The sequence below is a fragment of the Bradyrhizobium sp. BRP56 genome, assembly GCF_020194035.1.
GTDB classification, from domain to species: domain Bacteria; phylum Pseudomonadota; class Alphaproteobacteria; order Rhizobiales; family Xanthobacteraceae; genus Bradyrhizobium; species Bradyrhizobium australafricanum.
On sequence record NZ_JADYVV010000003.1, the window covers coordinates 99,104 to 122,383 of the forward strand.

Annotated in this window: 28 protein-coding genes; 11 read left to right on the top strand and 17 right to left on the bottom strand. The window is 65.4% G+C overall.

What is annotated here, in order from left to right; translation table 11 throughout:
• Positions 1-116: 116 nt before the first annotated feature.
• Both I6F38_RS03875 and I6F38_RS03880 read right to left on the bottom strand, forming a co-directional pair.
• Positions 117-758: a glutathione S-transferase family protein gene (locus I6F38_RS03875; protein ID WP_225159116.1), complete on the bottom strand. Its 642-nt coding sequence runs from the start codon at positions 756-758 to the stop codon at positions 117-119.
• A gap of 346 nt (positions 759-1,104) precedes the next feature.
• On the bottom strand, positions 1,105-2,433 hold the full coding sequence (locus I6F38_RS03880; RefSeq protein WP_076831866.1) for a dicarboxylate/amino acid:cation symporter: 1,329 nt from the start codon (positions 2,431-2,433) through the stop codon (positions 1,105-1,107).
• 140 nt (positions 2,434-2,573) lie between these two features.
• Between I6F38_RS03880 and I6F38_RS03885 the strand changes: the two genes are divergently transcribed.
• Together I6F38_RS03885 and I6F38_RS03890 are read left to right on the top strand one after the other, a co-directional pair.
• Positions 2,574-2,732 carry a DUF5993 family protein gene (locus I6F38_RS03885; protein WP_016842788.1) on the top strand — a complete coding sequence of 53 codons (159 nt, stop codon included), beginning with the start codon at positions 2,574-2,576 and terminating at the stop codon, positions 2,730-2,732.
• A gap of 8 nt (positions 2,733-2,740) precedes the next feature.
• Positions 2,741-3,286 carry a disulfide bond formation protein B gene (locus I6F38_RS03890; protein ID WP_225159117.1) on the top strand — a complete coding sequence of 182 codons (546 nt, stop codon included), beginning with the start codon at positions 2,741-2,743 and terminating at the stop codon, positions 3,284-3,286.
• Between the two features lie 5 nt (positions 3,287-3,291).
• On the opposite strand, the gene I6F38_RS03895 is transcribed toward I6F38_RS03890, so the two are convergent.
• Positions 3,292-3,996, bottom strand: coding sequence for a glutathione S-transferase N-terminal domain-containing protein (locus I6F38_RS03895; RefSeq protein ID WP_225159118.1), 705 nt, complete (start codon positions 3,994-3,996; stop codon positions 3,292-3,294).
• Positions 3,997-4,090: 94 nt separating this feature from the next.
• Here I6F38_RS03895 and I6F38_RS03900 point away from each other — a divergent pair, with 94 nt between their 5' ends.
• Positions 4,091-4,960: an SDR family oxidoreductase gene (locus I6F38_RS03900; RefSeq protein WP_225159119.1), complete on the top strand. Its 870-nt coding sequence runs from the start codon at positions 4,091-4,093 to the stop codon at positions 4,958-4,960.
• A gap of 32 nt (positions 4,961-4,992) precedes the next feature.
• On the opposite strand, the gene I6F38_RS03905 is transcribed toward I6F38_RS03900, so the two are convergent.
• The 3 genes from I6F38_RS03905 to I6F38_RS03915 form a co-directional block, all read right to left on the bottom strand.
• Positions 4,993-5,337, bottom strand: coding sequence for a Lin0512 family protein (locus I6F38_RS03905; RefSeq protein WP_026192671.1), 345 nt, complete (start codon positions 5,335-5,337; stop codon positions 4,993-4,995).
• A gap of 62 nt (positions 5,338-5,399) precedes the next feature.
• Complete coding sequence (locus tag I6F38_RS03910) at positions 5,400-5,966, bottom strand: MFS transporter (protein WP_225159120.1); 567 nt, start codon at positions 5,964-5,966, stop codon at positions 5,400-5,402.
• A gap of 239 nt (positions 5,967-6,205) precedes the next feature.
• Entirely contained in the window at positions 6,206-6,625 is a 420-nt protein-coding gene (locus I6F38_RS03915) for an MFS transporter (RefSeq protein WP_225159121.1), read from the bottom strand.
• Positions 6,626-6,721: 96 nt separating this feature from the next.
• Here I6F38_RS03915 and I6F38_RS03920 point away from each other — a divergent pair, with 96 nt between their 5' ends.
• On the top strand, positions 6,722-7,663 hold the full coding sequence (locus I6F38_RS03920; RefSeq protein ID WP_225159122.1) for a LysR family transcriptional regulator: 942 nt from the start codon (positions 6,722-6,724) through the stop codon (positions 7,661-7,663).
• 48 nt (positions 7,664-7,711) lie between these two features.
• Here I6F38_RS03920 and I6F38_RS03925 read toward each other — a convergent pair whose 3' ends face one another.
• From I6F38_RS03925 to I6F38_RS03945, 5 genes are all read right to left on the bottom strand, one after another.
• Entirely contained in the window at positions 7,712-8,416 is a 705-nt protein-coding gene (locus tag I6F38_RS03925; RefSeq protein WP_225159123.1) for a PA1136 family autoinducer-binding transcriptional regulator, read from the bottom strand.
• A 155-nt stretch (positions 8,417-8,571) separates the two neighbouring features.
• Complete coding sequence (gene hchA / locus I6F38_RS03930) at positions 8,572-9,447, bottom strand: glyoxalase III HchA (RefSeq protein WP_225159124.1); 876 nt, start codon at positions 9,445-9,447, stop codon at positions 8,572-8,574.
• A gap of 100 nt (positions 9,448-9,547) precedes the next feature.
• The gene (locus tag I6F38_RS03935; protein WP_225159125.1) at positions 9,548-10,243 is read right to left on the bottom strand and encodes a GNAT family N-acetyltransferase; all 696 of its coding nucleotides are present in this window, start codon (positions 10,241-10,243) and stop codon (positions 9,548-9,550) included.
• 108 nt (positions 10,244-10,351) lie between these two features.
• Positions 10,352-10,996, bottom strand: a complete 645-nt coding sequence (locus I6F38_RS03940; RefSeq protein ID WP_225159126.1) for a class I SAM-dependent methyltransferase — start codon at positions 10,994-10,996, stop codon at positions 10,352-10,354.
• A 23-nt stretch (positions 10,997-11,019) separates the two neighbouring features.
• Positions 11,020-11,652, bottom strand: coding sequence for a PadR family transcriptional regulator (locus I6F38_RS03945; RefSeq protein ID WP_225159127.1), 633 nt, complete (start codon positions 11,650-11,652; stop codon positions 11,020-11,022).
• Between the two features lie 193 nt (positions 11,653-11,845).
• Here I6F38_RS03945 and I6F38_RS03950 point away from each other — a divergent pair, with 193 nt between their 5' ends.
• Complete coding sequence (locus I6F38_RS03950; protein ID WP_018271231.1) at positions 11,846-12,199, top strand: MmcQ/YjbR family DNA-binding protein; 354 nt, start codon at positions 11,846-11,848, stop codon at positions 12,197-12,199.
• Positions 12,200-12,220: 21 nt separating this feature from the next.
• Here I6F38_RS03950 and I6F38_RS03955 read toward each other — a convergent pair whose 3' ends face one another.
• Both I6F38_RS03955 and I6F38_RS03960 read right to left on the bottom strand, forming a co-directional pair.
• Positions 12,221-12,787 (bottom strand): hypothetical protein, encoded by a 567-nt coding sequence (locus I6F38_RS03955; protein WP_018271230.1) that lies wholly within the window; start codon positions 12,785-12,787, stop codon positions 12,221-12,223.
• 90 nt (positions 12,788-12,877) lie between these two features.
• Positions 12,878-13,843, bottom strand: a complete 966-nt coding sequence (locus I6F38_RS03960; protein WP_225159128.1) for a GlxA family transcriptional regulator — start codon at positions 13,841-13,843, stop codon at positions 12,878-12,880.
• 205 nt (positions 13,844-14,048) lie between these two features.
• Here I6F38_RS03960 and I6F38_RS03965 point away from each other — a divergent pair, with 205 nt between their 5' ends.
• Positions 14,049-14,690, top strand: a complete 642-nt coding sequence (locus I6F38_RS03965; protein ID WP_225159129.1) for an HD domain-containing protein — start codon at positions 14,049-14,051, stop codon at positions 14,688-14,690.
• Positions 14,691-14,697: 7 nt separating this feature from the next.
• Here the strand turns inward: I6F38_RS03965 and I6F38_RS03970 are convergent, their stop codons facing one another.
• Entirely contained in the window at positions 14,698-15,156 is a 459-nt protein-coding gene (locus tag I6F38_RS03970) for an SRPBCC domain-containing protein (RefSeq protein ID WP_057019819.1), read from the bottom strand.
• Between the two features lie 77 nt (positions 15,157-15,233).
• On the opposite strand from I6F38_RS03970, the gene I6F38_RS03975 reads away from it, so the two are divergent.
• Entirely contained in the window at positions 15,234-16,325 is a 1,092-nt protein-coding gene (locus I6F38_RS03975; protein ID WP_225159204.1) for an adenylate/guanylate cyclase domain-containing protein, read from the top strand.
• A 5-nt stretch (positions 16,326-16,330) separates the two neighbouring features.
• On the opposite strand, the gene I6F38_RS03980 is transcribed toward I6F38_RS03975, so the two are convergent.
• Entirely contained in the window at positions 16,331-16,579 is a 249-nt protein-coding gene (locus I6F38_RS03980) for a hypothetical protein (RefSeq protein WP_225159130.1), read from the bottom strand.
• 92 nt (positions 16,580-16,671) lie between these two features.
• On the opposite strand from I6F38_RS03980, the gene I6F38_RS03985 reads away from it, so the two are divergent.
• Both I6F38_RS03985 and I6F38_RS03990 read left to right on the top strand, forming a co-directional pair.
• A complete protein-coding gene (locus I6F38_RS03985; protein WP_225159131.1) occupies positions 16,672-17,892 on the top strand; it encodes a helix-turn-helix domain-containing protein in 1,221 nt (406 codons plus the stop codon).
• A gap of 132 nt (positions 17,893-18,024) precedes the next feature.
• Complete coding sequence (locus tag I6F38_RS03990) at positions 18,025-18,672, top strand: glutaminyl-peptide cyclotransferase (protein ID WP_225159132.1); 648 nt, start codon at positions 18,025-18,027, stop codon at positions 18,670-18,672.
• A 28-nt stretch (positions 18,673-18,700) separates the two neighbouring features.
• Here the strand turns inward: I6F38_RS03990 and I6F38_RS03995 are convergent, their stop codons facing one another.
• Both I6F38_RS03995 and I6F38_RS04000 read right to left on the bottom strand, forming a co-directional pair.
• A complete protein-coding gene (locus I6F38_RS03995; RefSeq protein ID WP_225159133.1) occupies positions 18,701-19,918 on the bottom strand; it encodes an MFS transporter in 1,218 nt (405 codons plus the stop codon).
• A 132-nt stretch (positions 19,919-20,050) separates the two neighbouring features.
• Positions 20,051-21,217 (bottom strand): ABC transporter substrate-binding protein, encoded by a 1,167-nt coding sequence (locus I6F38_RS04000; RefSeq protein ID WP_225159134.1) that lies wholly within the window; start codon positions 21,215-21,217, stop codon positions 20,051-20,053.
• Between the two features lie 228 nt (positions 21,218-21,445).
• Here I6F38_RS04000 and I6F38_RS04005 point away from each other — a divergent pair, with 228 nt between their 5' ends.
• Both I6F38_RS04005 and I6F38_RS04010 read left to right on the top strand, forming a co-directional pair.
• On the top strand, positions 21,446-22,507 hold the full coding sequence (locus I6F38_RS04005) for a DUF6551 family protein (protein ID WP_225159205.1): 1,062 nt from the start codon (positions 21,446-21,448) through the stop codon (positions 22,505-22,507).
• A 224-nt stretch (positions 22,508-22,731) separates the two neighbouring features.
• Positions 22,732-23,280 (top strand): AAA family ATPase, encoded by a 549-nt coding sequence (locus I6F38_RS04010; protein WP_225159135.1) that lies wholly within the window; start codon positions 22,732-22,734, stop codon positions 23,278-23,280.

Below are 23,280 nucleotides of genomic sequence, written 5' to 3' on the forward strand. Positions count from 1 at the left end.
ATGACCACTTTCCGCCGCTGTGGGGTTAAGCGGACATCAGGCGCCAGCCGCTTATGAGTACACGGCGCGGGCAGTAGACCTGTAAGCGCGGAGCCACATCCGGATTGAAGCGAGCACTACAATCCCGGTGATCTCGCCGCCCAAGCCTTGGTGGCCTGGCAGCTTTCCATCGCTCGGACGTAGGCAGGGCGTGCGGTCGTGCGGGCGAGATAGTCCCGCTCGGTAGGACCGGGGACGTAGTTGCCGGTTCGCATGCCGAGCAGGAGGGCGTAGCTCACCGAGATATCGGCAGCAGTGAATCGGTCGCCGGCGAGATAGGGGCAATCCGCGAGACGGCGGATAACCAACCCCAGCCGGCTCTCGAAGGTCTCGAATGCCCAGCAGGTAACCCGGGCATCTCGCTCGGCTTCGGGCGCCAGTTGGCGACCGACAATGACGGCGTTCATCGGCCCGGCGAGCCCGGCCTCGCCCAGATGGAGAAATTGCAGATAGGAAGCGAAGGCGGGATCGTCAGAGGCGACGGCAAGCGAACCTGAGCCGTGGCGGGCGAGCAGGTACTCAAGAATCGCGATCGATTCGACCATGATCGTCTCGCCGTCCTGCAGTACGGGAATGAAGCCGGCAGGGTTGATGGCGAGGAAATCGCGATCATTCTCGACTGCGAACAGATCGACCGGGCGCAGCCGATAAGCCAATCCCAACTCCTCGAGCAGCCAGACAACACGGAAGCCACGACCTTCGCCATAGACGGTGAGCATAGTTGAGCGTTCCTGAATTGGGCTGGATGGACGAACTCGCAGAGGTGAGCCCGTCCCGCAGCGGACTATCGATGGAGCATCATGCACGCAAGGCTGCGGCCGCGAACGAGACGCGTTCCCTCTCCCGCCTGCGACGCGTCAGTTGCAGAAGCCCGCAAATGCCATATGCGACCGCCTTGGGAAGAGCGGACGCCTGCGCAATTTCGGAATATTAGAAGAATATCCCTGAGTTGCCCGACGTGTCAAGCTGCTTGGTCGAACACCGGCCGCCGCCGGTGCTTTGCATGGGGTTGTTTTCGATATTTTGGCAGCGCCCCCTGCGACGGCCCCATCACTTCATAGTGCTCTAGCCTGAGCCGCCCGGCTCCAGCGCTTCGCCGAGCTCGAGCGGATGCGCCATCGTCTCGTGCAGCGCCTGCTTGTCGAGCTCGCCTTCCGACAGACTGATCACGACGCAGGCGACGCCGTTGCCGATCAGGTTGGTGAGCGCGCGGCACTCGCTCATGAACTTGTCGATGCCGACCAGGATCGCGATCGACTGGATCGGAATGTCGGGCACGATCGACAGCGTCGCGGCGAGCGTGATGAACCCGGCGCCGGTGACGCCGGAAGCGCCCTTCGAGGTGATCATGGCGATGCCCAAAATGCCGAGCTCCTGCCAGATCGTCAGATGCGTGTTGGTGGCCTGCGCCAGGAACAGCGTCGCCAGCGTCATGTAGATGTTGGTGCCGTCGAGATTGAAGCTGTAGCCGGTCGGCACCACGAGGCCGACCACCGAGCGCGAGGCGCCGAGATGCTCCATCTTCTGGATCATCTGCGGCAGCACCGTCTCGGACGACGACGTGCCGAGCACGATCAGGAGCTCGTCCTTGATATAGGCGATGAAGCGGATGATCGAGAAGCCGGCGAGCCGTGCGATGGCGCCCAGCACGATCAGCACGAACAGGATGCTGGTGAGATAGAAGGTCGCGATCAGCGCCGCCAGATTCAACAGCGAGCCGAGGCCGTAGGCGCCGACCGTGAAGGCCATCGCGCCGAATGCGCCGAGCGGCGCGACGCGGACGATGATCCGGATGATGCCGAAGAACATCTTGGCGGCCGTGTCGATCGCGGACGCAATCGGCTCGCCGACCTTGCCCATGAGAGCGATGGCGAAGCCCGAGAGAATCGAGATCAGCAGCACCTGCAACAGGTCGCCGCGCGCGACCGCGCCGAGATAGCTGTCCGGAATGATCGCCATCAGATGAGCGACGATGCCCTGCTCTTTGGCCTGCGTGACGTAGTTGGAGACCGATTTCGGATCGATCGTGGAAGGATCGATATTGAAGCCGTGGCCAGGCTGCAGCAGCTCGCCGACCAGAAGACCGACCGCAAGCGCCACCGTCGACACCGCCTCGAAATAGATCAGGGTCTTCAACCCGACCCGGCCGACGCGCTTGAGGTCGCCCATCGAGGAGATGCCGTGCACCACGGTGCAGAAGATGACGGGCGCGATCATCATCTTGATCAGCGCGATGAAGCCGTCGCCCAGCGGCTTCAATTCCTTGCCGAGATTCGGATAGAAATATCCGATCAGGACACCTGCCACGATCGCGATCAGCACCTGGACGTAGAGGATCTTGTACCAGGGCTGATGACGGGGATGGGCAACGGGCTTGATCGCGGCTGTGGTCATGAGGTGCCCCGGCTGGGATGAACTCAACTGGTGATGCCATCTTGGCGGAGCCGCGCGCAAGCGACAATGCCCATTCGCACCATCGCGAGCGCACACGAATCTGTCATAGACTGCGGCCGGCTCGCATCGGGAGGCTGGGAATGGAATTCACGGCATTGTTTCTCGCCATCACCATCGCCATGCTGGTGGCCTGGCGTGGCCCGCGTCCCGTCGCGATCGGCCTGTTCGCGGTGATCCTGATCGCCTGCGTCGCGACCTTGCTGCACCACGCCACCGACCGTCTCACCTTGTCGTTCTGAGGCCGGCCATGAACGACACGCAGGCCGTTACCCTCAATGCCGTCGCGCTCTATGGGCTGGCGCTGGTACTGGCCGCCGCCTTTGCCGCGCAGCTGCTGCTCCACGAATTGCCCTGCCCGCTCTGTCTGTTGCAGCGCATCCTGTTCGCCCTGCTGGCGATCGGGCCGATCCTCAATATCCGCTTCGGGCCACGGCCAAGTCATTATGCGTTGTCGCTGCTGACGGCCGTCCTCGGCGCGACAGTCTCGACCCGGCAGGTGCTGCTGCACATCCTCCCCGGCGATGCCGGTTACGGTTCGGCGCTGCTCGGCGATCATTATTATACCTGGGCGCTAATCGGATTTGTCGCCGCGATCGTGCTGCTCGCGGCGATACTGCTGTTCGACCGCCAGTTCGAGCACCGCGGGGCGCCGGGCAGCTCGCCCGGCAGGTTCGCGCAAGGTGCGGTGTGGCTGGTGGTCGGGCTGACGGCACTGAATGTGCTCTCCACCCTGCTCGAGTGCGGCTTTGCCGCCTGCGCCGACAATCCCATCGTCTATGAGCTGCTGAAGTAGGTTGCTTAGGGACGCTTCGGAATATTCAATCCGCGCTCCACCGCCGGCCGCTTGAGACCGCGCTCCAGCCAGGCCGCGACCTGCGTGAACTGGTCGAATTCGACGAGCTCGCGCGCGCCGTAGAAGCCGATCAGATTGCGCACCCAGCCGAGCATCGAGATGTCGGCGATGCTGTATTCATCGTCCATGAACCACTGCCGTCCGGCGAGATGCGTCTCCATCACGCCGAGCAGGCGCTTCGACTCGGCGACGTAGCGCTGCAGCGGCCGCTTGTCCTCGTAATCCTTACCGGCGAATTTGTGGAAGAAGCCGACCTGGCCGAACATCGGTCCGATGCCGCCCATCTGGAAATGCACCCACTGGATCGCCTGATAGCGGCGCGCCGCGTCCTCCGGCAGCAGCTTGCCGGTCTTGTCGGCGAGATATTGCAGGATGGCGCCGGATTCGAACAATGGCAGCGGCTTGCCGCCCGGACCGTTGGGATCGAGGATCGCCGGGATCTTGCCGTTCGGGTTCAGCGACAGGAACTCCGGCGTCTTCTGGTCATCCTTGTTGAAGTCGACGAGATGGACCTCGTAGGGCAGCCCGATCTCCTCGAGCATGATCGAGACCTTCACGCCGTTCGGCGTCGGCAGCGAATAGAGCTGCAGGCGGTCCGGATGATGGGCGGGCCAGCGCTTTGTGATGGAAAAGGCAGACAAGTCGGTCATGTCGACATTCTTTGCAGGGTTGTTGCTTTGCACGGTTGTTGTTGGATGGCTAATGTACGGAGCTCAGTGAAAGCCGCAAGGTCTGCAACCGGCCATGAACGATCAACAGACAGGCGCAATGCTCGGCCTCTCCGATGACGAACTCGCAACGCACCCGACCGTGTTCGCGGCCGATGCGCTCGCCGGTCAGGTAGTCGTGGTGTCCGGCGGCGCCGGCGGCATCGGCCGCGCCATCGCGTGGCTGTTCGCCCGGCTCGGCGCGCATGTCGTGGTCGCCGGCCGCAATGCCGACAGGCTCGACGCACTGGTCGATCATCTCGGCCATCGCGGGCTCAAGGCGTCGGCGCATGTCGCCGACATCAAGGATCCCGACGCGGTCAACGCGATGTTCGAGGCGCTGTGGATCGAGCACGGCCGCGTCGATCATCTCGTCAACAGCGCCGGCGGCCAGTTCCCGCAACCCGCGATCGACGTCTCGATCAAGGGCTGGAATGCGGTCATCAACACCAACCTCAACGGCACCTGGTACATGATGCAGGCCGCGGCGCAGCGCTGGCGCGACCGCAAGCATCCCGGCAGCATCGTCAACATCGTCGTGGTCACGACGCACGGCCTCTACGGCATTGCGCACTCGATCGCGGCACGCTCCGGTGTGATCGGCCTGTCGCGCGCGCTCGCGGTCGAATGGGCGCCGCTGAACATCCGCATCAACTGCGTCGCGCCCGGCGCGATCGAGACCGAGGGTTGGAACGTTTACAGCGAAGCGGCGCGCGCCGCCTACCCGCGCTCCAATCCGATGATGCGCCCGGGCACGCCATGGGACATTGCGGAGGCGGCCGTCTACCTCGCCGCGCCCTCCGGCAAGTTCATCACCGGCGAGACGCTGACCGTCGACGGCGGCGGCCAGCATTGGGGCGAGACCTGGACGACCGGCAAGCCCGACTATTTCAGAGGCGGCGAATAGCGCACGCATGCCGGTCGCCTGACGCGCTTGCGTCACTTGCCGTCGTCGAAGCTGACGATGACGGCGGCGTTCGCGATCAGGATCGGGTCGTTGCCGAGATCAGACGGAATCTCGAGCCCGCCCGCGATCGCCTTCACGGTCTTGGTGCCATAGGGCAATTCCTTCGCGACCGCTGCGGTATCGACATCTTCGGGATTCGGCACGGCGATGGTGACGTCGACGAACATGTCGTTGGCGGTCTTGCCGAGCATGCGGAAGAAGCCGAGGCTGGAATGACGGATGGCGTCTGAGACGGCCCGCTTGGCGGCCTTGGTGGCGTCGCGGCCGTGGACGTCGACGCCCATGCCCATTTCGGTGATACAGCGCACGCGTGTCATGAAGGTTCCTGTTGTCGTTGGCGTGAGAGACCCTCACTCCTTCGGCCCCTGCGCGCGCGGCGTCAAGCCGGGTCCCTCGCCTCGCTTACGCTGTCGTGATCGCCGCGCGCCAGCATCCACGCCGCGAGACCGGCAAGGATCGCCGCAGCCACCACCATGATGCAGGCCGCGCCCCAGCCCCATGCCGAGACCACGGCGCCGACCGCGATCGGACCGGTGACCTGGCCGAAATTGCTGCCCGTCATCAGCAGGCCCATCATGACAGGCACCATCGCCGCCGATCGCGCCGCGGCGGGTGCGGTTGCAAGCAACGTCGCCGGGATCAGGCCGCCGATGGCGGAGAACAAAAGGCACAGCCAGAATGCGCCCCAGCCGCCGAGCACCGGCAGGAAGATTCCGAGCGCGGACGCGCCCATCACGAATGCCGCCACGGCGATCAGCAGGTTGCGGCTGACGCCGCGCGCAAGCAGATGACCGGCGGCGAGATTGCCGACGATGTTGCCGGCCGCGGCCAACGCACTGAGCCCGCCGGCGCCTTGGCTGGACACGCCGAGCCGCTCGGTCAGCAGGATCGGCAGGAAGCTGAACAACGCAAAGAACATCAGGCTGTAGAGCGCAAACAGCACCATCAGAAGCGCCGGAGTGCGGCGCTGTGCCAGCGCGTTGGCTTCCTTGCATCAGGCCGCTCCGCGCCGGGCCGGTCCGCGATGCCACTTCAGGCACAATGACGCCGGCGAGCACGAACAGCAGGGCGACAAAGGCAGCACTGGCCCACCAGATCGTGCGCCAGCCATCGAAGATCGGGCCGGCGACCAGCGCCAGCGCGATCCCGAACGGCATCACGCAGCTCCACACCGCCATGGTGACGTCACGTGCGCTGACATCGACGACACGATCGAAGCAATGCAGGGGCCGCGACCATCACCAGCAGGAAGCCGAGCCCTTCCAGCAGGCGCGATGCCAACAGCACCGCTAGCTGTGGCGCGAGCGCGCCCGAGGCTGCCCCCAGCGTGACGGCCGCGAGCCCGCACAGCAGCACCTTGCGCGCACCAACCGCGGCAATCACCACGCCCGCCGGCACGCTGCCGACAAGGCCCAGGACCGCAAAGATGCCGGCAATCGTTCCGACCGTGGCAAGGTCGATGCCGAGGCTCTGTTGCAGCATCGAGGCGGCAATCGGAACCTTGCCGACCTGCAGCGCCGCGCCGATCCCGCAACCGATCACGATGGCGACCGTGGCCCATCGCTTCGCCTCGCTCTGCTGCATCACGGCCGTCTCGATCGTCATGCGTCCACTCAGCCCTGGTCAGAGCACAGAGATAGCGTTTCCCGACCATCGACAGGAGTGATATGTTTTGCATCCGATTGATCGATTTCATAGATCATGCTCGACAACCTGACGCTCGATCAGATCCGCACCTTTGTCGCCATCGCCGAGAGCGGCAGCTTTCGCGCCGCCGCGGCCAAACTGGCGCGGGTGCAATCCGCGGTCAGCCATGCCATCGCCAACCTCGAGGCCGAGCTCGGCCTCACGCTGTTCGACCGCTCCGGCCATCGCCCGGCGCTGACGGCCGAAGGCAAGGCGCTGCTGGGCAACGCGCGCGACCTGCTGCTCCGTGTCGACGCGATGCGGGCTCGGGCGCGCGGCCTGGGCGACGGGGTGGAATCGGAACTCTCGCTCGTCGTCGATACGCTGTTTCCGATCGCCGCCGTCGGCGCGGCGCTGACGGAAATGCGGGCGGCCTATCCGTCCGTCAGCGTGCGGCTCGCGGTCGAACCGATGGGCGGCCCGATCGCTGGCTTGACCGAACGGCGCAGCGCGCTCGCCGTCACGGTCGGTGAGGATTTTCGCGATCCGCGCCTCGCGCTCGATGCGATCTGCGCGGTGCAGATCGTCGCCGTCGCCTCCGCAAGCCATCCGCTCGCGCGCCGCGGCCGCAAGAGCGTGGCGGATCTCGCCGATCATCTGCAGATCGTGCTGTCGGATCCGACTCCACTGTCGGAGGGCCGCAGCTTCGGCGTGCTCTCGCCGCAGATTTGCAGGGTGAGCAATCAGGACACCAAGCACGCCATGATCCTGGCCGGACTCGGCTGGGGCCGGCTGCCGCTCTGGCAGGTGGCGCGCGACCTGAAGGAGCGCCGCCTTGTGCGGGTCGAAACCGGCGCGCTCGGCCGCAACGCCGCGCTTGCGATGGAGGCCTATCTCGCCCACCGGCTCGATGAACCGCTGGGACCTGCGGCACGTGCATTTGCCGATGCATTGACGCGGATCGCTGCGGGCATGCATGCGCCGAAGATCAGGGCGAAGACGGCGAAGAAACACTGAGCCCCAGCGATCGCTCGCCCGGCCCCGTGGCGGCCGACCGCAAGCGCCTCAGTCCTCGATCTCGCCGCTGCGGATCGCGAGTCGGATGGCCTGCGCTGTCGTGGCGACGCCGAGCCGAAGCCGCGCACGCCGCAAATGGTTCTCGACCGTGCGTTCCGACAGGCCGAGCGATGCCGCGATGTCGGCCTGGCGTCGTCCCGCGGAGGTCCAGCGCAACACCTCGCGCTCCCGCGGCGACAGGCTCGACGCACCGTTCGGCTCGTGCGCTTCCATCAGTCCGCGGGCGGCGCGGAAGGCCGCCGCGCCGATCATCGTCAGCGCCGCACGCGTTCGCGGCGACGCATCGATCCGCGTCCCGGCGAAGCTCATCGCGCCTTCAAGGCCGGTGCGCCCGAACACCGGAACCTGCAGCCCATGGAAACCGGGCCCGCGCGGCGTGCGCACCACGCGGTACTTCTCGCCGCGCGCCGACAGCACCTTGGTCCAGAAAAACGCCTCGTCCACATTGAGGAAATTGCGCGTCACCGGACAATGTCGGACATAGGTTTCGGCATCGACCGTCACGCCTGTGCCGAACCAGTCGCCTTCGACCCAGTAGATCCTGTCAACCAGGTCCTCACGTGCCGGCGATGCCGAGAACATCACGAACCGGTCGTAACCTAGCGGCACGCTCGCAGACCGCACCGCCGCCTGGATCGCGGGCAAGCTCTCGCTCCCCTCGATCGCAACCACGGCTTCGATGTAGCGGTCCATGCGGTGCCATCGTGTCTTGCGGAAGGCCGGAGGCGCGCGGCCCAGCGTGTTGAGGATTTTCCCTCAAGCGAGGTCGGCCTGCAAGGCGCGCGACATCGGCCCGCCGCCGGCAGCGCGGCGAGATCGCGCCGCCCGGAGGTTGAGCCGCCGACCGCTCAGCGCCCGCCAAACGTATCAAGCAGAGCCTTTGCCGCCGCCTTGCCGACATTGTTGGCGGCGAAGGGGCTGTCACCGGTGATCAGCTTGCGATCCTGATGGGTCTTGCCGGTGATGTCCTTGTTCAGAATCTCGACGCCAAGCGCCTGCAACTGTTCGCCGAAAGCCCAGGTCAGCGCGCCCGGCATGTAGCCGATATCGGGCGTCGTCCGATCGATGGCGTCGGGAAATGCGCAGATCTTGTAGTCCTTGAAGGGATAGTCGCCCTTGGCTTCGCCGACCGCAGACGCCAGCAGCGCCGCCGGGCCATGGCAAAGCGAGATGATGTGCTTGTCGTTGTCGAGCGCCCATTTCAGGGTGGCCTTCACGTCGGTGCTTTCGGGCAAGCCGATCAGCGCACCATGGCCGCCGGGAATGAACACCGCGATATAGTCGGAATCCTTGCCGAGCTTTTTTTCGATCACGTCGGAGAGCTTCAGCGGCTGCTTCAGCCTGCCGAGATATTTCTGGTAGATGCTCTTGACCGCGTCGTCCTCCTTCGGAAACGCCCAGAGCTCGAATTTGACCGGATTGCCCGACAAGGTCGCGATGTCGAATTCGAAGCCCGCCTTGTCGAGGTGATACATCGGCAACAAGGTCTCGACGGGATGGTTGCCGGTCGAGAACATCGTTCCGTTCTGCAACAGCAGATAGCGCTCGTCCGCGGCAATCATCAGAATTTTCCAGCGGCCACCCCTGTAGGCGTTGGGATAGTCCGCGCCGGAGAGATCCGACCTGGCCGAGGTGAATTGCCCAAGCGAGTAAGGCGACGGAAAGAAAGCGTTGTTCTCCGCCGGATCGGCTACGGGACGCTTGTCCTGGGATTGCTCGGACATCGAGATATCCTCTCTCATCGTGTTGCGATCCGGCAAAGGTAAGCACGAGATCGGCGATGAGGAATGGGGGATTTCCCTCAACCCAGTTTACCGAGCATCCCTATCCCTGTTTCTGCAACACCGTGATGTGCAGGCGGCGGCGGATCTCCATGCCCTGGCGGCGATAAAGCGCGATCGCCGAGACGTTGCTGGTGAAGACGTGCAGGAATGGAATTTCGCCGCGCGCCACGATCTGGCGGGCAACCGCCGACAGCAGTGCCTGCGCGTAGCCGCGGCCGCGGTGCTCCGGATGCACGCAGACGGCGGTCATCTCGGTGTAGTTCCCCGGCTTCATCCGTTCGCCGGTCATCGCGACCAGTTCGCCGCCAACGCGGATGCCGAAAAAGCTGCCGAGCTCATGCGTCCGCGGACTGAACGGTCCGGGCTTTGTCAGCTCGGTCAGCGTCATCATCGCAGGAACATCGGCAGCGCCGAGCGTGACGATCTCGACGCCGGGCACCGAATGGTCAGCGGGCGTGCCGATCATCTGCTCGCCGGTCTCGGCCAGCAGCACCTTGAACTCCGGCGGCACCGGGACAGGATCGGGCGTGAACAGCACCGCGATCTCAGATCCCGACAACAGCGCACCGAGCGCGGCAAAGCTTTTTGGCGACATGTCGACCATGTCGGCGAAGGGTGCGATCGCGAGAGGAAAGCGGCGCGCGTCAGCGCCGCCCTCCGCCAGATCGCGTTGTCTCGTGGTCAGGGCGCTCCAGATTGGGCAATCGAGCGGATGAATCGGCGGGGCTTCGGACATGCGGCGCTTCGCTCCTGATTTTCCTCGAACAGAGCAAGAAGCGCCGGCAAAATCCAGCATGGCGTGTTGTGGTTGCGGCTCACAATCACGCCAGCAGGCGAATCCTCGCTACGCCACCTTCAGGCAGAGCTCGGTGCCGCCCTTGAGCGGCAGCGTGATCGACACGAAGCCATTGTTGGGATCGCGCACGAACTCCAGGAAATCCGCCTCGGCATTGTCGTTCATGACGTAGCCGCCGACGCGAAGCTGCGGCGCGACGATCTCGATCACCTGGCGCGCCAGCGTCGGCCCCTTGTCGCCCGGCCAGCCGTCGATCAGGATGAAGTCGACGGGACCGCCGAGATCGCGCACCGTCTTGCGCGCATCGCCCTCGCGGATGTCGGCGTAATCGGCAAGGCCGGCCTCTGCGAGATTGCGCTTCGCCGCTGCGACCTTGGCCGGCACGATCTCCGACCCGATCACGGTGCCGCCGCCATTGTCGCGCATCGCGGCGGCGAAATAGAGCGTCGACATTCCGACCGAGGTCGCGAACTCGGCGACGCGCCTGGCGCGCAGGCCGCGGCACAACAGATAGATGAGCTCGCCCTGCTCCGGGTGGATCGAGAATCCCTGCTCGGCATAGTCGTGCGGGTCGCGGCTTCCGCTCTGCATCGGGTTGCCGCGCACGGGCGCCCGGCGGGTGGCCTGCAGGCGCTCGATGACGGCGGTGACGCAGGCATCGCGGATCGCGCTGTGCGGTTCGGCGTTGTACATGAAGGGGCTCCTTTGCGACTGCGTCATTGCTGCAGGATCTCAGCGGCCGCGCGGTCGAGGATCTTTGCGATCCGCCGCGCCTCGGCGGCATCGCAGCCGCGCTTCTGGCGCAGCGCGCTCTTCAGCGCGTGACGGGCGCGATGCACCTCGTCGGACGCTTCGCCGTCGAGATCGCTCACGCCGGCGAAGGCTTCGCGCACCTCCTCCATGCGGCGGCCGATCCGCGACAGCGCTTCGAGAATGGTATCCGCGGTCGTGCGGTTCTCGCCGAGATACGCTTTGCCCTGCTCGGTGATGCTGTAGAGCTTGCGCGCCGCGTCCTGGGTGACGCTGGCATGGCCGATCTCCTCGAGGAATGTCAGCGCCGGATAGATCACGCCCGGGCTCGGGCTGTAGAAGCCGTCCGACCGCTCCTCGATCCTCTTGATCAACTCGTAGCCGTGCGCCGGCTGCTCGCCGAGCAGCGCCAGGATGACCAGTTGCAGATCCTGCGACGAAAGCCGCCGCGATCCCGGAAAATCACCGCCGCCGCCCCGCCCGAAGAAGCCATGGCCGCCGCGGCCAAAGCGATGGCCGCCTCGGCCGTGCCGGCCCATGGCGAAGAACCCAAACCGGAAGCCGTCATCGTCCCGGTCGCGAAACATCGATCGTCTCATTTGTGCATTCCTTACTGAAAACATATCTTACGATATATCTACAGATGGAAGGACGACAACCCACATTTTCGTGAAATTTCCGAAATGGACGGCGACCAGTGCTAACCGAGGGCTGGCCGGGCTCTCAGTCCGGGGCTTGCCGACCTTCATGCGGCTGGCCTATGGCTTTGAACGCCTTCCAGCCCTGCGACTCATGCGCCCCAAGACCTTCGAAGCCCATTGCCTGCGCCTGCCCGCCGCCACCAAAGTGGTGCAATGGGAAGGCACGTCGGTGTTCAAGGTCGGCGGCAAGATGTTCGCGCTGGCCGGCGGCTACATCGAGAGCACCGGTGGCTTCATGTTCAAGACCTCGAACATGGCCTATCAGCTGCTGATCGAGCAGGGCCTGGCGCGGCCGGCACCGTATCTGGCGCGCGCCAAATGGGTGCAGTTGATGGCGAACGACTCCCTGCCCGACGCTGAGCTCAAGGCCTATCTCGACCAGGCGCATGCGCTCATCGTCGAAAAGTTGACGCGGAAGTCGCGCAAGGCGCTCGGGCTCGACTGATCGGCCAAGCTGCGACGCTATTCAGCCACCCAGCGGCTTGTCGGAATCGCCCGACAGCAATTTCGGAAACAGCTCCTTGAAGGCGAACTTGTCGTCGCCCTTGGCGCGGTCGAAGCGCAGCACGACGTCGAACCGGCTGCCCTCCCATTTGGTCGGCGGGGTGCCCTTGCTGACCGGGATCAGCGGAAGGATATCGGAGATGATCGCCTTGTGCTCCCAGCACAGCAGCACGACGCCCTTCAGCGCCAGCACCGCAGGCACCAGCCTCGGCTCATCGCCCTTGCCAAAGCTTTCATTCGGGGTCAGGCCGCGCCGTGCGGCAAGCGCCGAGATCGTCTCGGCCGGACGGCTCGACGGCGGCTGATTGGCCGTGGTGCCCGGTGTCGCGGCATAGATTGCATCGGGCTTGGCATAGTCACCGCCGGTGAGATCGGTGCCGAACAACGCGGTCCACGCGCCCGCACGCTCCCACCCACGGAGCACAAGCGACTCGGTGTCGGAGACGCCATCCGCGGTGAAACCGGGTCCCGGCCAGGAATCGCCCGGCTTCTCGGCATGACGGATGATGAAGAGCGTGAGCGCGTCCATGGGCGGCCTCTCGGGAGAAGATGTGTGGCATGATCCGGCGTCGGCGACGTCGATCCTATCCCCGATACAGCCTCCGGTTGATGAACCGCATCACAGTTTGCGAAAACTCGCGCGGTACTGCGCCGGCGACACGCCGAGCCGCTCGGTGAACACGATCCGCATCCGGTCGGCCGAACCGAAGCCGCAGTCGAACGCAACCGCCTTCAGCGGCCGGTCTGAGCCCTCGAGCAGCCGGCGCGCAGCGTCGACCCGCGCCCGCTCGACGAATTCATGCGGCGTGATTCCGGTCTCCTGCGCAAAGGCGCGGCCGAAATTGCGCACGCTCATGCCGACGGCTTCCGCCAGCGACTGCAGCGTGTGGCGCTCGCCGACATGCTGCATGACATGCGCCTGCGCGCGCGCAATCGGCGAATCCTCATCGACCGGCGCGGTGAGATAGGGACTGAATTGCGACTGCCCGCCCTGGCGCTGTGCCACCACGACCAGGCGCTTGGCCACCGCGACCGCAACCTGCGGCCCGTGCCGCTCGGCGACCAGCGCGAGCCCGAGATCGATCCCCGCGGTCACGCCGGCCGAGGTCATCAGATGTCCGTCGCGAATGTAGATGCGGTCGAAGATCACCTCGGCCGCGGGAAAGCGCGCCGCCAGCCGCTGCGCGTTCTGCCAATGCGTCGTCACCTTGTGGCCGTCGAGCAGCCCGGCATGGCCGAGCGCGAAGGCGCCGGTGCAAATCGAACCATAGAGCTCGGCGCGCGCGGGCGCCCCACGCAGCCACTGTGTCAGTTCGGGATCCGGCGCAGCGTCGGGCAATGCCGGCCCGCCCGCCACCAGCAGGATATCGAACTTCTCCTGTGCCTCGTCGAAGCTGAGATCGGCCGATATCTTCATGCCGTTCGATGCGCGCAGCGGTTCGCAGCCGGCGCCGACCAGCACGGTCTCATAGCCATCGCCCGCCGGCACAAAGCCGTTCGTCTCCGCGAACACATCGACGGGACCCGCGACATCGAGCGCCTGAACCCCTTCGTGAATCGCGATCGCGACTCTCTGAATCGCCATACCTTCTCCCTGCCCGCTGGCGCGAAACGACGTCTGGTTGGCCCGATCCGGCGGCGCACGATCGTTGCGGGATCGGCCCAAACCGGGCGACAAACGCACCACGGATCGCGCCACCCGGCGATCCGCACACACCGCAGAGACGAGCGCCGGGCTCGCGTGTTCGCACGCCACGGCATCGTCTTGCCATATCGAGGAGCGTCTTGAAATGACCGAGATCATCGCCGGCATCCGCGTACCCGACAGCGCGATGGCCCGCGCCGCCACCCAGCTGGTGCGCGATACCGAGGACGACCTGCTCTACAATCACAGCCGCCGCGTGTTCTTCTGGGGCGCGCTGACCGGCAACCGCCGCAAGCTGAAATTCGACCCCGAGCTGCTCTATATCGGCGCCATGTTTCACGACATGGGCCTCACCGCTGCTCACGCGAGCCACGATCTGCGCTTCGAGGTCGACGGCGCCAACGCCGCGCGCGACTTCCTCAGGGGCTATGGCGTTCCGGAGCGTGACATCGAGGATGTCTGGACCTCAATCGCCCTGCACACCACGCCTGGCGTCCCCGAGCATATGCGTCCGACCATTGCGCTGGTCACCGCCGGCGTCGAGATGGACGTACTCGGCATCGCCTACGACGATTTCTCGCACGAGCACCGCGACCATGTCTGCGCGCACTATCCGCGCGAGGCGAATTTCAAGGAGAACATCATCGATCATTTCGCCGCCGGCACCATCAGGAAGCCGCTGACGACCTTCGGCAACGTCAAGGCCGACGTGCTGGCGCTGAAGGACATGAACTATACCAGGATGAACTTCTGCTCGATCATCCTCGGCTCGAAATGGCCGACATGACGCGACGTCAATGGCGGTTGGCGGGACCGTGGTCGGGGCCGGGATCCCGACCGGCGGCCGCGTGGGAGAGCCGGCCCATGTAATGCGCCCAACCCTTGTCGTGGCTCTCGCACTGCGCGGCGTTCGGCAGGCCGCTATGGGTCATGCGGAGCAGCGTGCCGTTGTCCTGCTCCATCAGGTCGATCTCGATCAGGCTCGATCCCGGCGGCACTTCCTCGCTGCCCTCCCAGCCGAAGCTGTAGGCCAGACGATGCACCGGCACGACCTCGCGGAACGCACCGCGCGCGGCGCGGCTGCGATCGCTGCCGAGCCCCTTGAGGAAGTAGAGGCCCCCGGGATGCGTCTCGGTCGCGGCTTCGAGCCCCATCCAGCTCACGATCTTTTGCGGATCGGTCAGGAAGGCGAACACGGTTGCAGCCGGGGCTGCGATCTGGATCTCGCGTTGAACGATGAAGGCTTCAGTCATCGATCCATGCTCCATTGACGGTCGGTGCTCAGGGATAATTCGTGACAAGAGTGGTGCGTCAACCCCATGATGGCGTGATGCAATTGTCCTCGACGTTGAGCTGGCTGGTCGACGCCGCCGCCGAGACCGCGGGCGCCAACTGGTTGTTGGCGGACCTCGGTAGCCACCTTATCACGGATGGCCTGCCGCTTGCCGGCGGCGCTCTGACGCTCGAGGTTCCGCACCCCCTGATTGCAAGACGAACCTGGCTGTGGCGTGCCGACAACGGCGAGGTCATCGAAGCGCTCGGATTCGCGCCGGAACAACCTTTTGCGATGCCCGACATGGTGGGATCCGGCGACGCCGGCCGGCGCTGGCTCGGAACTCTCGCGCCCGGCCCGATCCACGAGGGCACGATTGGAACGCGGCCGGATGGCCCGACCCTCGGCTGGATCGGGACACGCCCGTTCACACCTGCCGAGGCGGATCAATTGCGCGAGGCGGCGCGGTTCATGGCCGCGCCGCTCGCCGCGCTCGCGGCGCGCGCGACGCTGACGGCGGCGCTGGAGGCCTATCTCGGCCGGCGCAGCGCGGCGCGCGTGCTGGCATCGCCATTGCGGCGCAATACCGGCGAAACCATCCGGGCCGCACTGCTGTTCGCCGACCTCCGCGGCTTCACCGCGCTGTCGGAAAGCCATCCGCCTGCCGAGGTGATCGCGGCGCTCGATGCCTGGTTCGACCGCATTGCGGGCGCCATCCACGCCTTCGGCGGCGAGGTGCTGAAATTCATCGGCGACGGCCTGCTGGCGATCTTTCCGGTCACGACCAGCGCGCGCAGCGCATCCGAGGCGGCATTGCGCGCGGTGTCGGCGGCGCGCGTCGGCATGGCCCATCTCGATGCAGAGCGACGCAAGCAGGGCTTGCCGCCGTTGCCATTCGGCGCGGCGCTGCATCTCGGCGAGGTGCACTGGGGCAATATCGGCGCCGCCGACCGCCTCGACTTCACCGCGATCGGTGCCGCGGTCAATCTGGTGAGTCGGCTCGAAGGGCTGTGCAAGCCGCTGGAGCAGACCGTGCTGGTTTCGGGCGCCCTCGCCGCCGAGACCGAGACGCCGCTGGTCGCGCTCGGCAGTCATGAACTGCGCGGCATCGCGCGGCCATGCGCGGTCTTCACTTTGCCGGAGGGCTGAGCCAGTCATCTGAACAGGCGCAGCCATGGCGCCAGATGAAATGCGCTCATCAGCGCGTACATCGGGACCATGCCCTGCAATGACAGCGGCCCCTGCATCGCGCCGCAGATCATGTCGGCCGGCGCCATCGCGGCAATCAGCGCCATCACGGCGAACGTCGGCGCCGCCGCCAGCGACAGAAAGCGCGCCACGATGGGCCCGCGTCCGCTGAGCCGCCCCCTCACCCAATCTTCTCGTGTTTCGAAACCGGTCATCGTTCGATCTCTCTGGAGATGATCCATGTCGTCATGTGCTAGGTTAGGACCGGGCCTCGGAGGGTGAGAGTGACAAGTGTGTCGGGATTCGAATGGACTCGCTGATAACGGCTGCGGCGCGCGCGCTCGCGGCGGGTGATCCCCTCGGCGCACTGAAACGGGTGGCCCTGCGCGACGATGCGCCGGCGCTGGCGCTGCGCGGCATCGCGATGGCCCGGCTCGGCGATTTCGCCCGCGCCAAGGAGCTGTTGCGGCGCGCCGGCCGCGCCTTCGGCCCGCGCGAAGCGGTCGCGCGGGCGCGCTGCGTGGTGGCGGAGGCCGAGATCGCGCTGGTGTCGCGCGACCTTTCCTTTCCCGGGAAGAGCCTCGCCGTGGCGCGCGCAACGCTCGCAGCACGAGGCGATGCACTCAATGCCGCCCATGCCGGCTATCTCGAAATCCGCCGCCTGCTGCTGATCGGGAGCCTCGATGCGGCCGAGCGCATGCTTGACGGCCTCGACCCGGCGCCGTTCCCGCCGGCGCTGCGGGTCGGCCATGAACTCGTCGTTGCTGGAATCGCGATGCGGCGGCTGCGGACCAAGCCGGCACGCGAAGCGCTGGCCCGCGCAAGGGAAGCCGCGCGCCGCGCCGGCATCGCCGAGCTCGCGGCCGAGGTCGAAAGCACCGCGCGCCTGCTCGCCACGCCCGCGGCGCGCCTGATTGCGCGCGGCAGCGAGCGGCCGCTGCTGCTCGAAGAGGTCGAGGCGCTGATGGCGTCGAAGGCGCTCGTCGTCGATGCCTGCCGCTACGTCGTGCGCGATATCGGCACGACGGTTTCGCTGACGCGACGGCCGGTGCTGTTCGCGCTCGCCCGCGCGCTGGGCGAAGCGTGGCCGCGGGACGTGTCGCGCGGCACGCTGATCGCGCGGGCGTTTCGCGGCAAGCATGCCGATGAATCGCACCGGGCGCGGCTGCGGGTCGAGATCGGACGGCTCCGCCGCGCGCTGCGGCCGCTCGCCGATCTCAGCGCCACGCCTGACGGCTTTGTGCTGGAGCCACATGGCCGGCGCGAGGTGAGCGTTTTGGCGCTGCCGGTCGAGGAGGAGCATGCGGCGGTGCTGGCCTTTCTCGCCGACGGCGAGGCCTGGTCGAGCTCGGCGCTGTCGGTCGCGCTGGGGGCGAGCCAGCGCACCGTGCAGCGCGCGCTCGACACATTGGCCGCCACCGGCAAGGTGCAGTCGGTCGGTCGTGCCCGCGCCCGGCGCTGGATGACGCCGCCGGTACCGGGATTCACGACGACGTTGTTACTCCCTGCCCCGCTGCCGAACGGCTAGCATCGGGGCGCAATTGGAGCGTTCTCGAGCGAAGCGGATACCGGTTCGCGTGAAGAAAACGCGTCAAAACAGGATTCTGGAGCCTCGATTCTGATTCAATCAGAACCGAAGCTTTAGGCGACAGGAGCGCACATGAAAAAGGCCACGGCCGAGATCATCCGGGAATACGGCCCCTTCGACGGCGTCGAGAACGTCGGCGGCGTCAGCTTCGACGGCGAGCAGGTCTGGTTCGCGGCCGGCGATCGCCTGGTCGCCTTCGATCCCGACAGCGGCAACACCACCCGCACCCTCGATATCGCGGCGCATGCCGGCACCGCCTTCGACGGCAAGCACCTCTATCAGATCGCCGAGGACCGCATTCTGAAGATCGAGCCGAACAGCGGGCGCGTGATATCCACCATCCCCTCACCCGGCGGCGGCCGCGACTCGGGCCTCGCCTGGGCGGAGGGCTCGCTGTGGGTCGGCCAGTATCGCGATCGCACCATTGTTCAGATCGATCCGGAAACCGGCAAGGTTCTGCGCACCATCGAAAGCAACCGGTTCGTCACCGGCGTCTCCTGGGTCGATGGCGAACTCTGGCACGGCACCTGGGAAGGCGATGAAAGCGACGTGCGGCGGATCGACCCGCAGACCGGTGAAGTCATGGAAAAGCTGGAGATGCCGCAGGGCACGTTCGTCTCTGGCCTCGAGTCCGACGGCGCCGACCGCTTCTTCTGCGGCAGCGGTTCCGCCAACAACAAGGTGCGTGCCATCCGGCGACCGAAGCGCAGCCGCGCGTGAAGCAGATCGCTTCACGCGCGCACCGGCCTCATGCCGGCGCCGGCACCGCCACGGGCCGCGCCGCCGGCATCGGGCGGAAGGTCATCATGATCAGGAACGCGCCGATGCCGACAGCCCAGGAGCCGACATAGAGCCACGTGTAGCTCGCAAAGGTGTCGTAGATCAGGCCGCCGGCCAAAGGCCCGGTCGCCATGCCGAGGCTGCCGGCCATCGCGGTGCCGCCGATCACGGTTCCCATCATCCGCAGCGGAAAATTCTCGCGGATCAGCACGGAATACAGCGGCATGGTGCCGGCATAGATGAAGCCGAAGATCGCCGCGACCGCGTAGAATGCGGCAAGCTCGCGCGCGAAGACGTAGCCGAGCGCGCCGAACGCCTGCGCCAGCAATCCGAGCACCAGCACGCGCTTGGCGCCAAAGCGGTCGCCGAGCAGGCCGAAGGCGATGCGGCCGCCCATCCCGGCGAGCCCTTCGACGCTGTAGATCGTCACCGCAGCAACCATCGGAATGCCGCAGGTGACCGCGTAACTCACGGTATGGATGATCGGGCCCGAATGGGTGGCGCAGCAGAAGAAATTGGTCGCGATCAGGATGATGAATTGCGGCGAGCGCAGCGCCTGCGCCAGCGACATCGGCGGTTCGCCGTTTTCGGAGACCGCTTCAGCGTGGTCGCCCTGCAGCGCCGGCGGGCGGCGCACCAGGAATGAGACCGGGATCATGATCGCGCCGACCACGCCCGAGACGATCAGCATCGCGGTGCGCCAGTCGTGGTGGGAGATCAGCCAGGCCGCAAGCGGCGACATCGTCATCGGCGCCATGCCCATGCCGGCCGACACCAGCGAAACGGCGAGGCTTCGATGGGTGTCGAACCAGCCGGTGACGCAAGCCATCATCGGCGCGAAGATCGCCGCCGTTGCCGCGCCGACCACCGCGCCGAACACGAACTGAAAGGCCAGCAGCGATGTTGTCTGGCTGGCCAGCGCGAGGCTTGCCGCCAGCACGACCGATCCGGTCAGCACCACCGGAAGCGGCCCGAAGCGGTCGGACAGCGTGCCCCAGATCATGCTGGTGAAGGCCATCGCGAGGAAGCCGATTGTCATCGCGCTGGAGATGCCGGTCACCGACCAGCCGGTCTCGCGCGCCATGGGCTGGAGGAACACCGGCAGCGAAAACATGCCGCCGATCGCGACGCAGCCGAGCAGGCCGCCGGCCGCGACGATCACCCATCGGTAGGTCGAATTGCTCATTCCGGAACTCCCATGCAGCTCGTTCTGGCTGGAAGACGAACAGGACGGCGCGAAACCGACAGCTGACGAGCGCGCCAGCTCACTTTTTTGCGAGCATGGCGTCTGGCGCGGCTACCGAGATATTCCAGCTGGTCAGCGGCCAGCCAGACTGCACCCCGGCTCCGGCGCGATCTCACCGAGCGCGCGGACCTGCACAAGCTCGGAACCTTGTGTCTTGGCAATGAACATGTTCATCGCCGCGTGATGATCCTGGCCGAGCGTGACAGGGCCGGTCGGCGACGGAACGGTGAGGCCCGCCATCGCGTCGATGATCGCCTCCTTGTCGAGCTTGCCGGCCTTCTCGACCGCCGCCTTCAGCGCGATCAGCGTGTTGTAATGCGTCATCACATAGTTCGACACCGCGACACCCGGCTCCGCGGCGGCGCGGGCCTTCGCGACGAATGCCTTGACGGCAGGATCCTCGCTCGCCGCGACCGCCGGCACCACGGTCACCATGTTCTGCCCCTTGCCGCGGAAGATGCCGAGGTCGACTTCCGACAATCCAAGAAAAGCGACGGTGATGTCCTTCAACAGCCCGGCCTCGTCGGCCTGCCGGATGAAATCCATCCCGTCGCCCTTCAGCGCGAACAGCAGCACCTTGGCCTTGCTCGCCGCGATCTCCTTGATCAGCGGAGAGAAGTCGGTCTCCGTCCCCAGCGTGTATTTGGTCTCGACCACCTTGCCGCCGAACTTCCCGATCAAGGGCTGCGCGATGCCGAACATCTGGTGCGGCCAGACCCGGTCGGCGCCGAGCAGGAAGTACGTGTTGCCGAAGGTTTGCGTCATGTAGGGCAGCAGCTGGCCGAGCTCCTGGTTCGGCACCGCGCCGAACGAAAACAGATAGCGGCTGCATTTGCCGCCCTCGTAATTGGTGGCGTAGAGCAACGGCGTCTTCGAACTCTCGGCAAGCGGCACCAGCGCATTCAGGTTGCGCGAGGTGATCGGACCGACCACCGCCAGCACGCCGTCCTTGTCGACCAGCGAATGCATGGCGTCAGCGGCCGCCTCCGGCCGCGTCTTGTCGTCGGCATAGATGATTTCGACCGGCCGGCCGAGAATGCCGCCGGCCGCGTTGATGTCCCTGGCGGCGAGATCGAGCCCAAGTTTCGCCTGCTGGCCATAAAGCTCGACCCCGCCGGAAAACGGCAGCACCGCGCCGACGCGGATCGGTTCGCCGGGTTCGGCAGCGCGCGCCGGCTGAAGCATCGCACCACAGACCAACAGCGCGAGCGTCGTGCAGGTGATAGAGCGTGATGCCATGTAACGGATTGTGTTGGAAAACCCTGTAGACAACATGTTCGGTTGCGAATCCTTCACAGAGCGGTCGATGGTCCGCTGCATCGTTCTCCCGCCCGCAAACGACCTTGAGCGAGCCACTAGGGAGATCGAACTATGACATACAACCACCAGTTAAGTATTAACGATGAAACTGAAATCAGGACATGGACACACGGGCAATTTCCGATGCCGGATTGGGTCCCACCGCATATGGCTGGCGGCATTGAAGCCAATGGGACTTTTACTCTCGCCACGGAACTTGGTCGAGCTAGAGTGCATCTCGGCAACGTCATCATAGAACGCTGTGGCGACGTTTGGGTTCGCTCCGTAGAGGAGACTGCTGAATTCATTGAGGGGCTCAAATCGAATTCGATACCAACAATCACAAGCGTTGGACCCGGAAAGGCGCGACAGTTTGGGACGAGCTCGCGCACCAGAGCTAACGTCGCTGGACAGAAAAAGTCCAAGGGTAGGCGGCAGCGTCAGTACCCTCCAGTCGGTTCACAACCGTCGATCGAGTGGATCCATCTTGAACGCCTTTCGATCGATGGAGCCTACCAACGATCAACTGACAATGCGGCTTCTCGCCGGCTAATCTCCGGTATAGCCGCAAAGTTCGATTGGCGCCTATGCGCGCCACTCGTCGTTTCGCGACGCCCTGACGATACTCTCACCATAATCGACGGTCAGCATCGCTGGATGGCTGCATCGCAGCGGGAGGATATCCCTCAGCTGCCTTGCTGTGTGTTTAGATATCAAAACATCCAAGAAGAGGCCCGCATGTTCATCGTTGCCAATCGGGCGCGAAAGCCTGTGAATCGGCTCGACGATTACTTTGCCGCGGTCGCCGCAGCAGATGAGGACGCGCTGGAGATTCATCAGATCGTCACGGAAGCGGGCTTGCGAATTGCAAGGAACACCTCGTCGACCGCTTGGCGCCCTCGTGAGGTCGCCTTCACCGCAGCGATTGCGACCTCGATTAGGCGCTTTGGACCAGCTATCACCTCGGCCGTCCTGACGAATATGGCTGTGGCCTTCCCCGATCAAAAGATGGGTCACGGAGGTGCAATTTTTGGAGGTCTTGTTCGGATAATGTCTCGCTCCGCACATGACTTCGATCCCGATCGTCTCGTGGCAGCATTGCAGACTCGAACGGCTGATCAGTGGGGACAGTGTGCAACCGGACTAAAGGGCGGCGACATGCGTGCTGTTGCTTTGCAAGATGCCATCATGCGGGTCTATGAAGGGCTAATTCCGAGCATGGAAGCTTGAGAGCCCTGTCGAAGATTGCGAGGTGAGTGCTCCAGCGTTAGGGGCACTCCCCCACAATCAACTTCTGGCCCAACCTGATGTTGATGGGTCTATTGCGTGACTCAAGCGCGGCGCCGCCTAAAAACCTCCAGGCTAGCTCTTCCAAACTGCCAACGAAGTCGAGCATTCCATATCCGCGGTTCGTTGGCGCCCTTCATCCTACTTCAAAACGAAAAGGACACCCCTTGCAAAACCGCTTCGTCCTGATCTCCGGCTGCTCCGGCGGCGGAAAATCGACCTTGCTGGCCGAACTCTGTGCACGCGGCTATCCGGTTGTCGAAGAGCCCGGCCGCCGCATCATCGCCGATCAGCTCGCGTCCGGCGGCAAGGGGCTGCCCTGGGACGATGCGGCTGACTTCCTGCGTCGCGCCATCGACGTCGCCATGAACGACATGACGGCGGCCCATGCCCATTCCGGATGGGTGTTCTTCGATCGCGGCATCGTCGACGCGGCGTCGGCGCTGCAGGCATTGACGGGCGAGCCGGTGCTGCACCCGACCTGCTCCGTCCATCGCTACCACAGATGCGTGTTCATGACGCCGCCGTGGCCCGAGATCTACGTCACCGATCCGGAGCGGCGGCACGGCTTCGAGGCCGCAATGGCCGAGTATCGGCGGCTGATGGAGACGCTTCCAGCGCTCGGCTACGACGTGATCCACCTGCCGAAGGTATCGCCGTCCGCGCGCGCCGACTTCGTGCTCACGACGCTCGGCGACATCACACCTGCGGCTTGA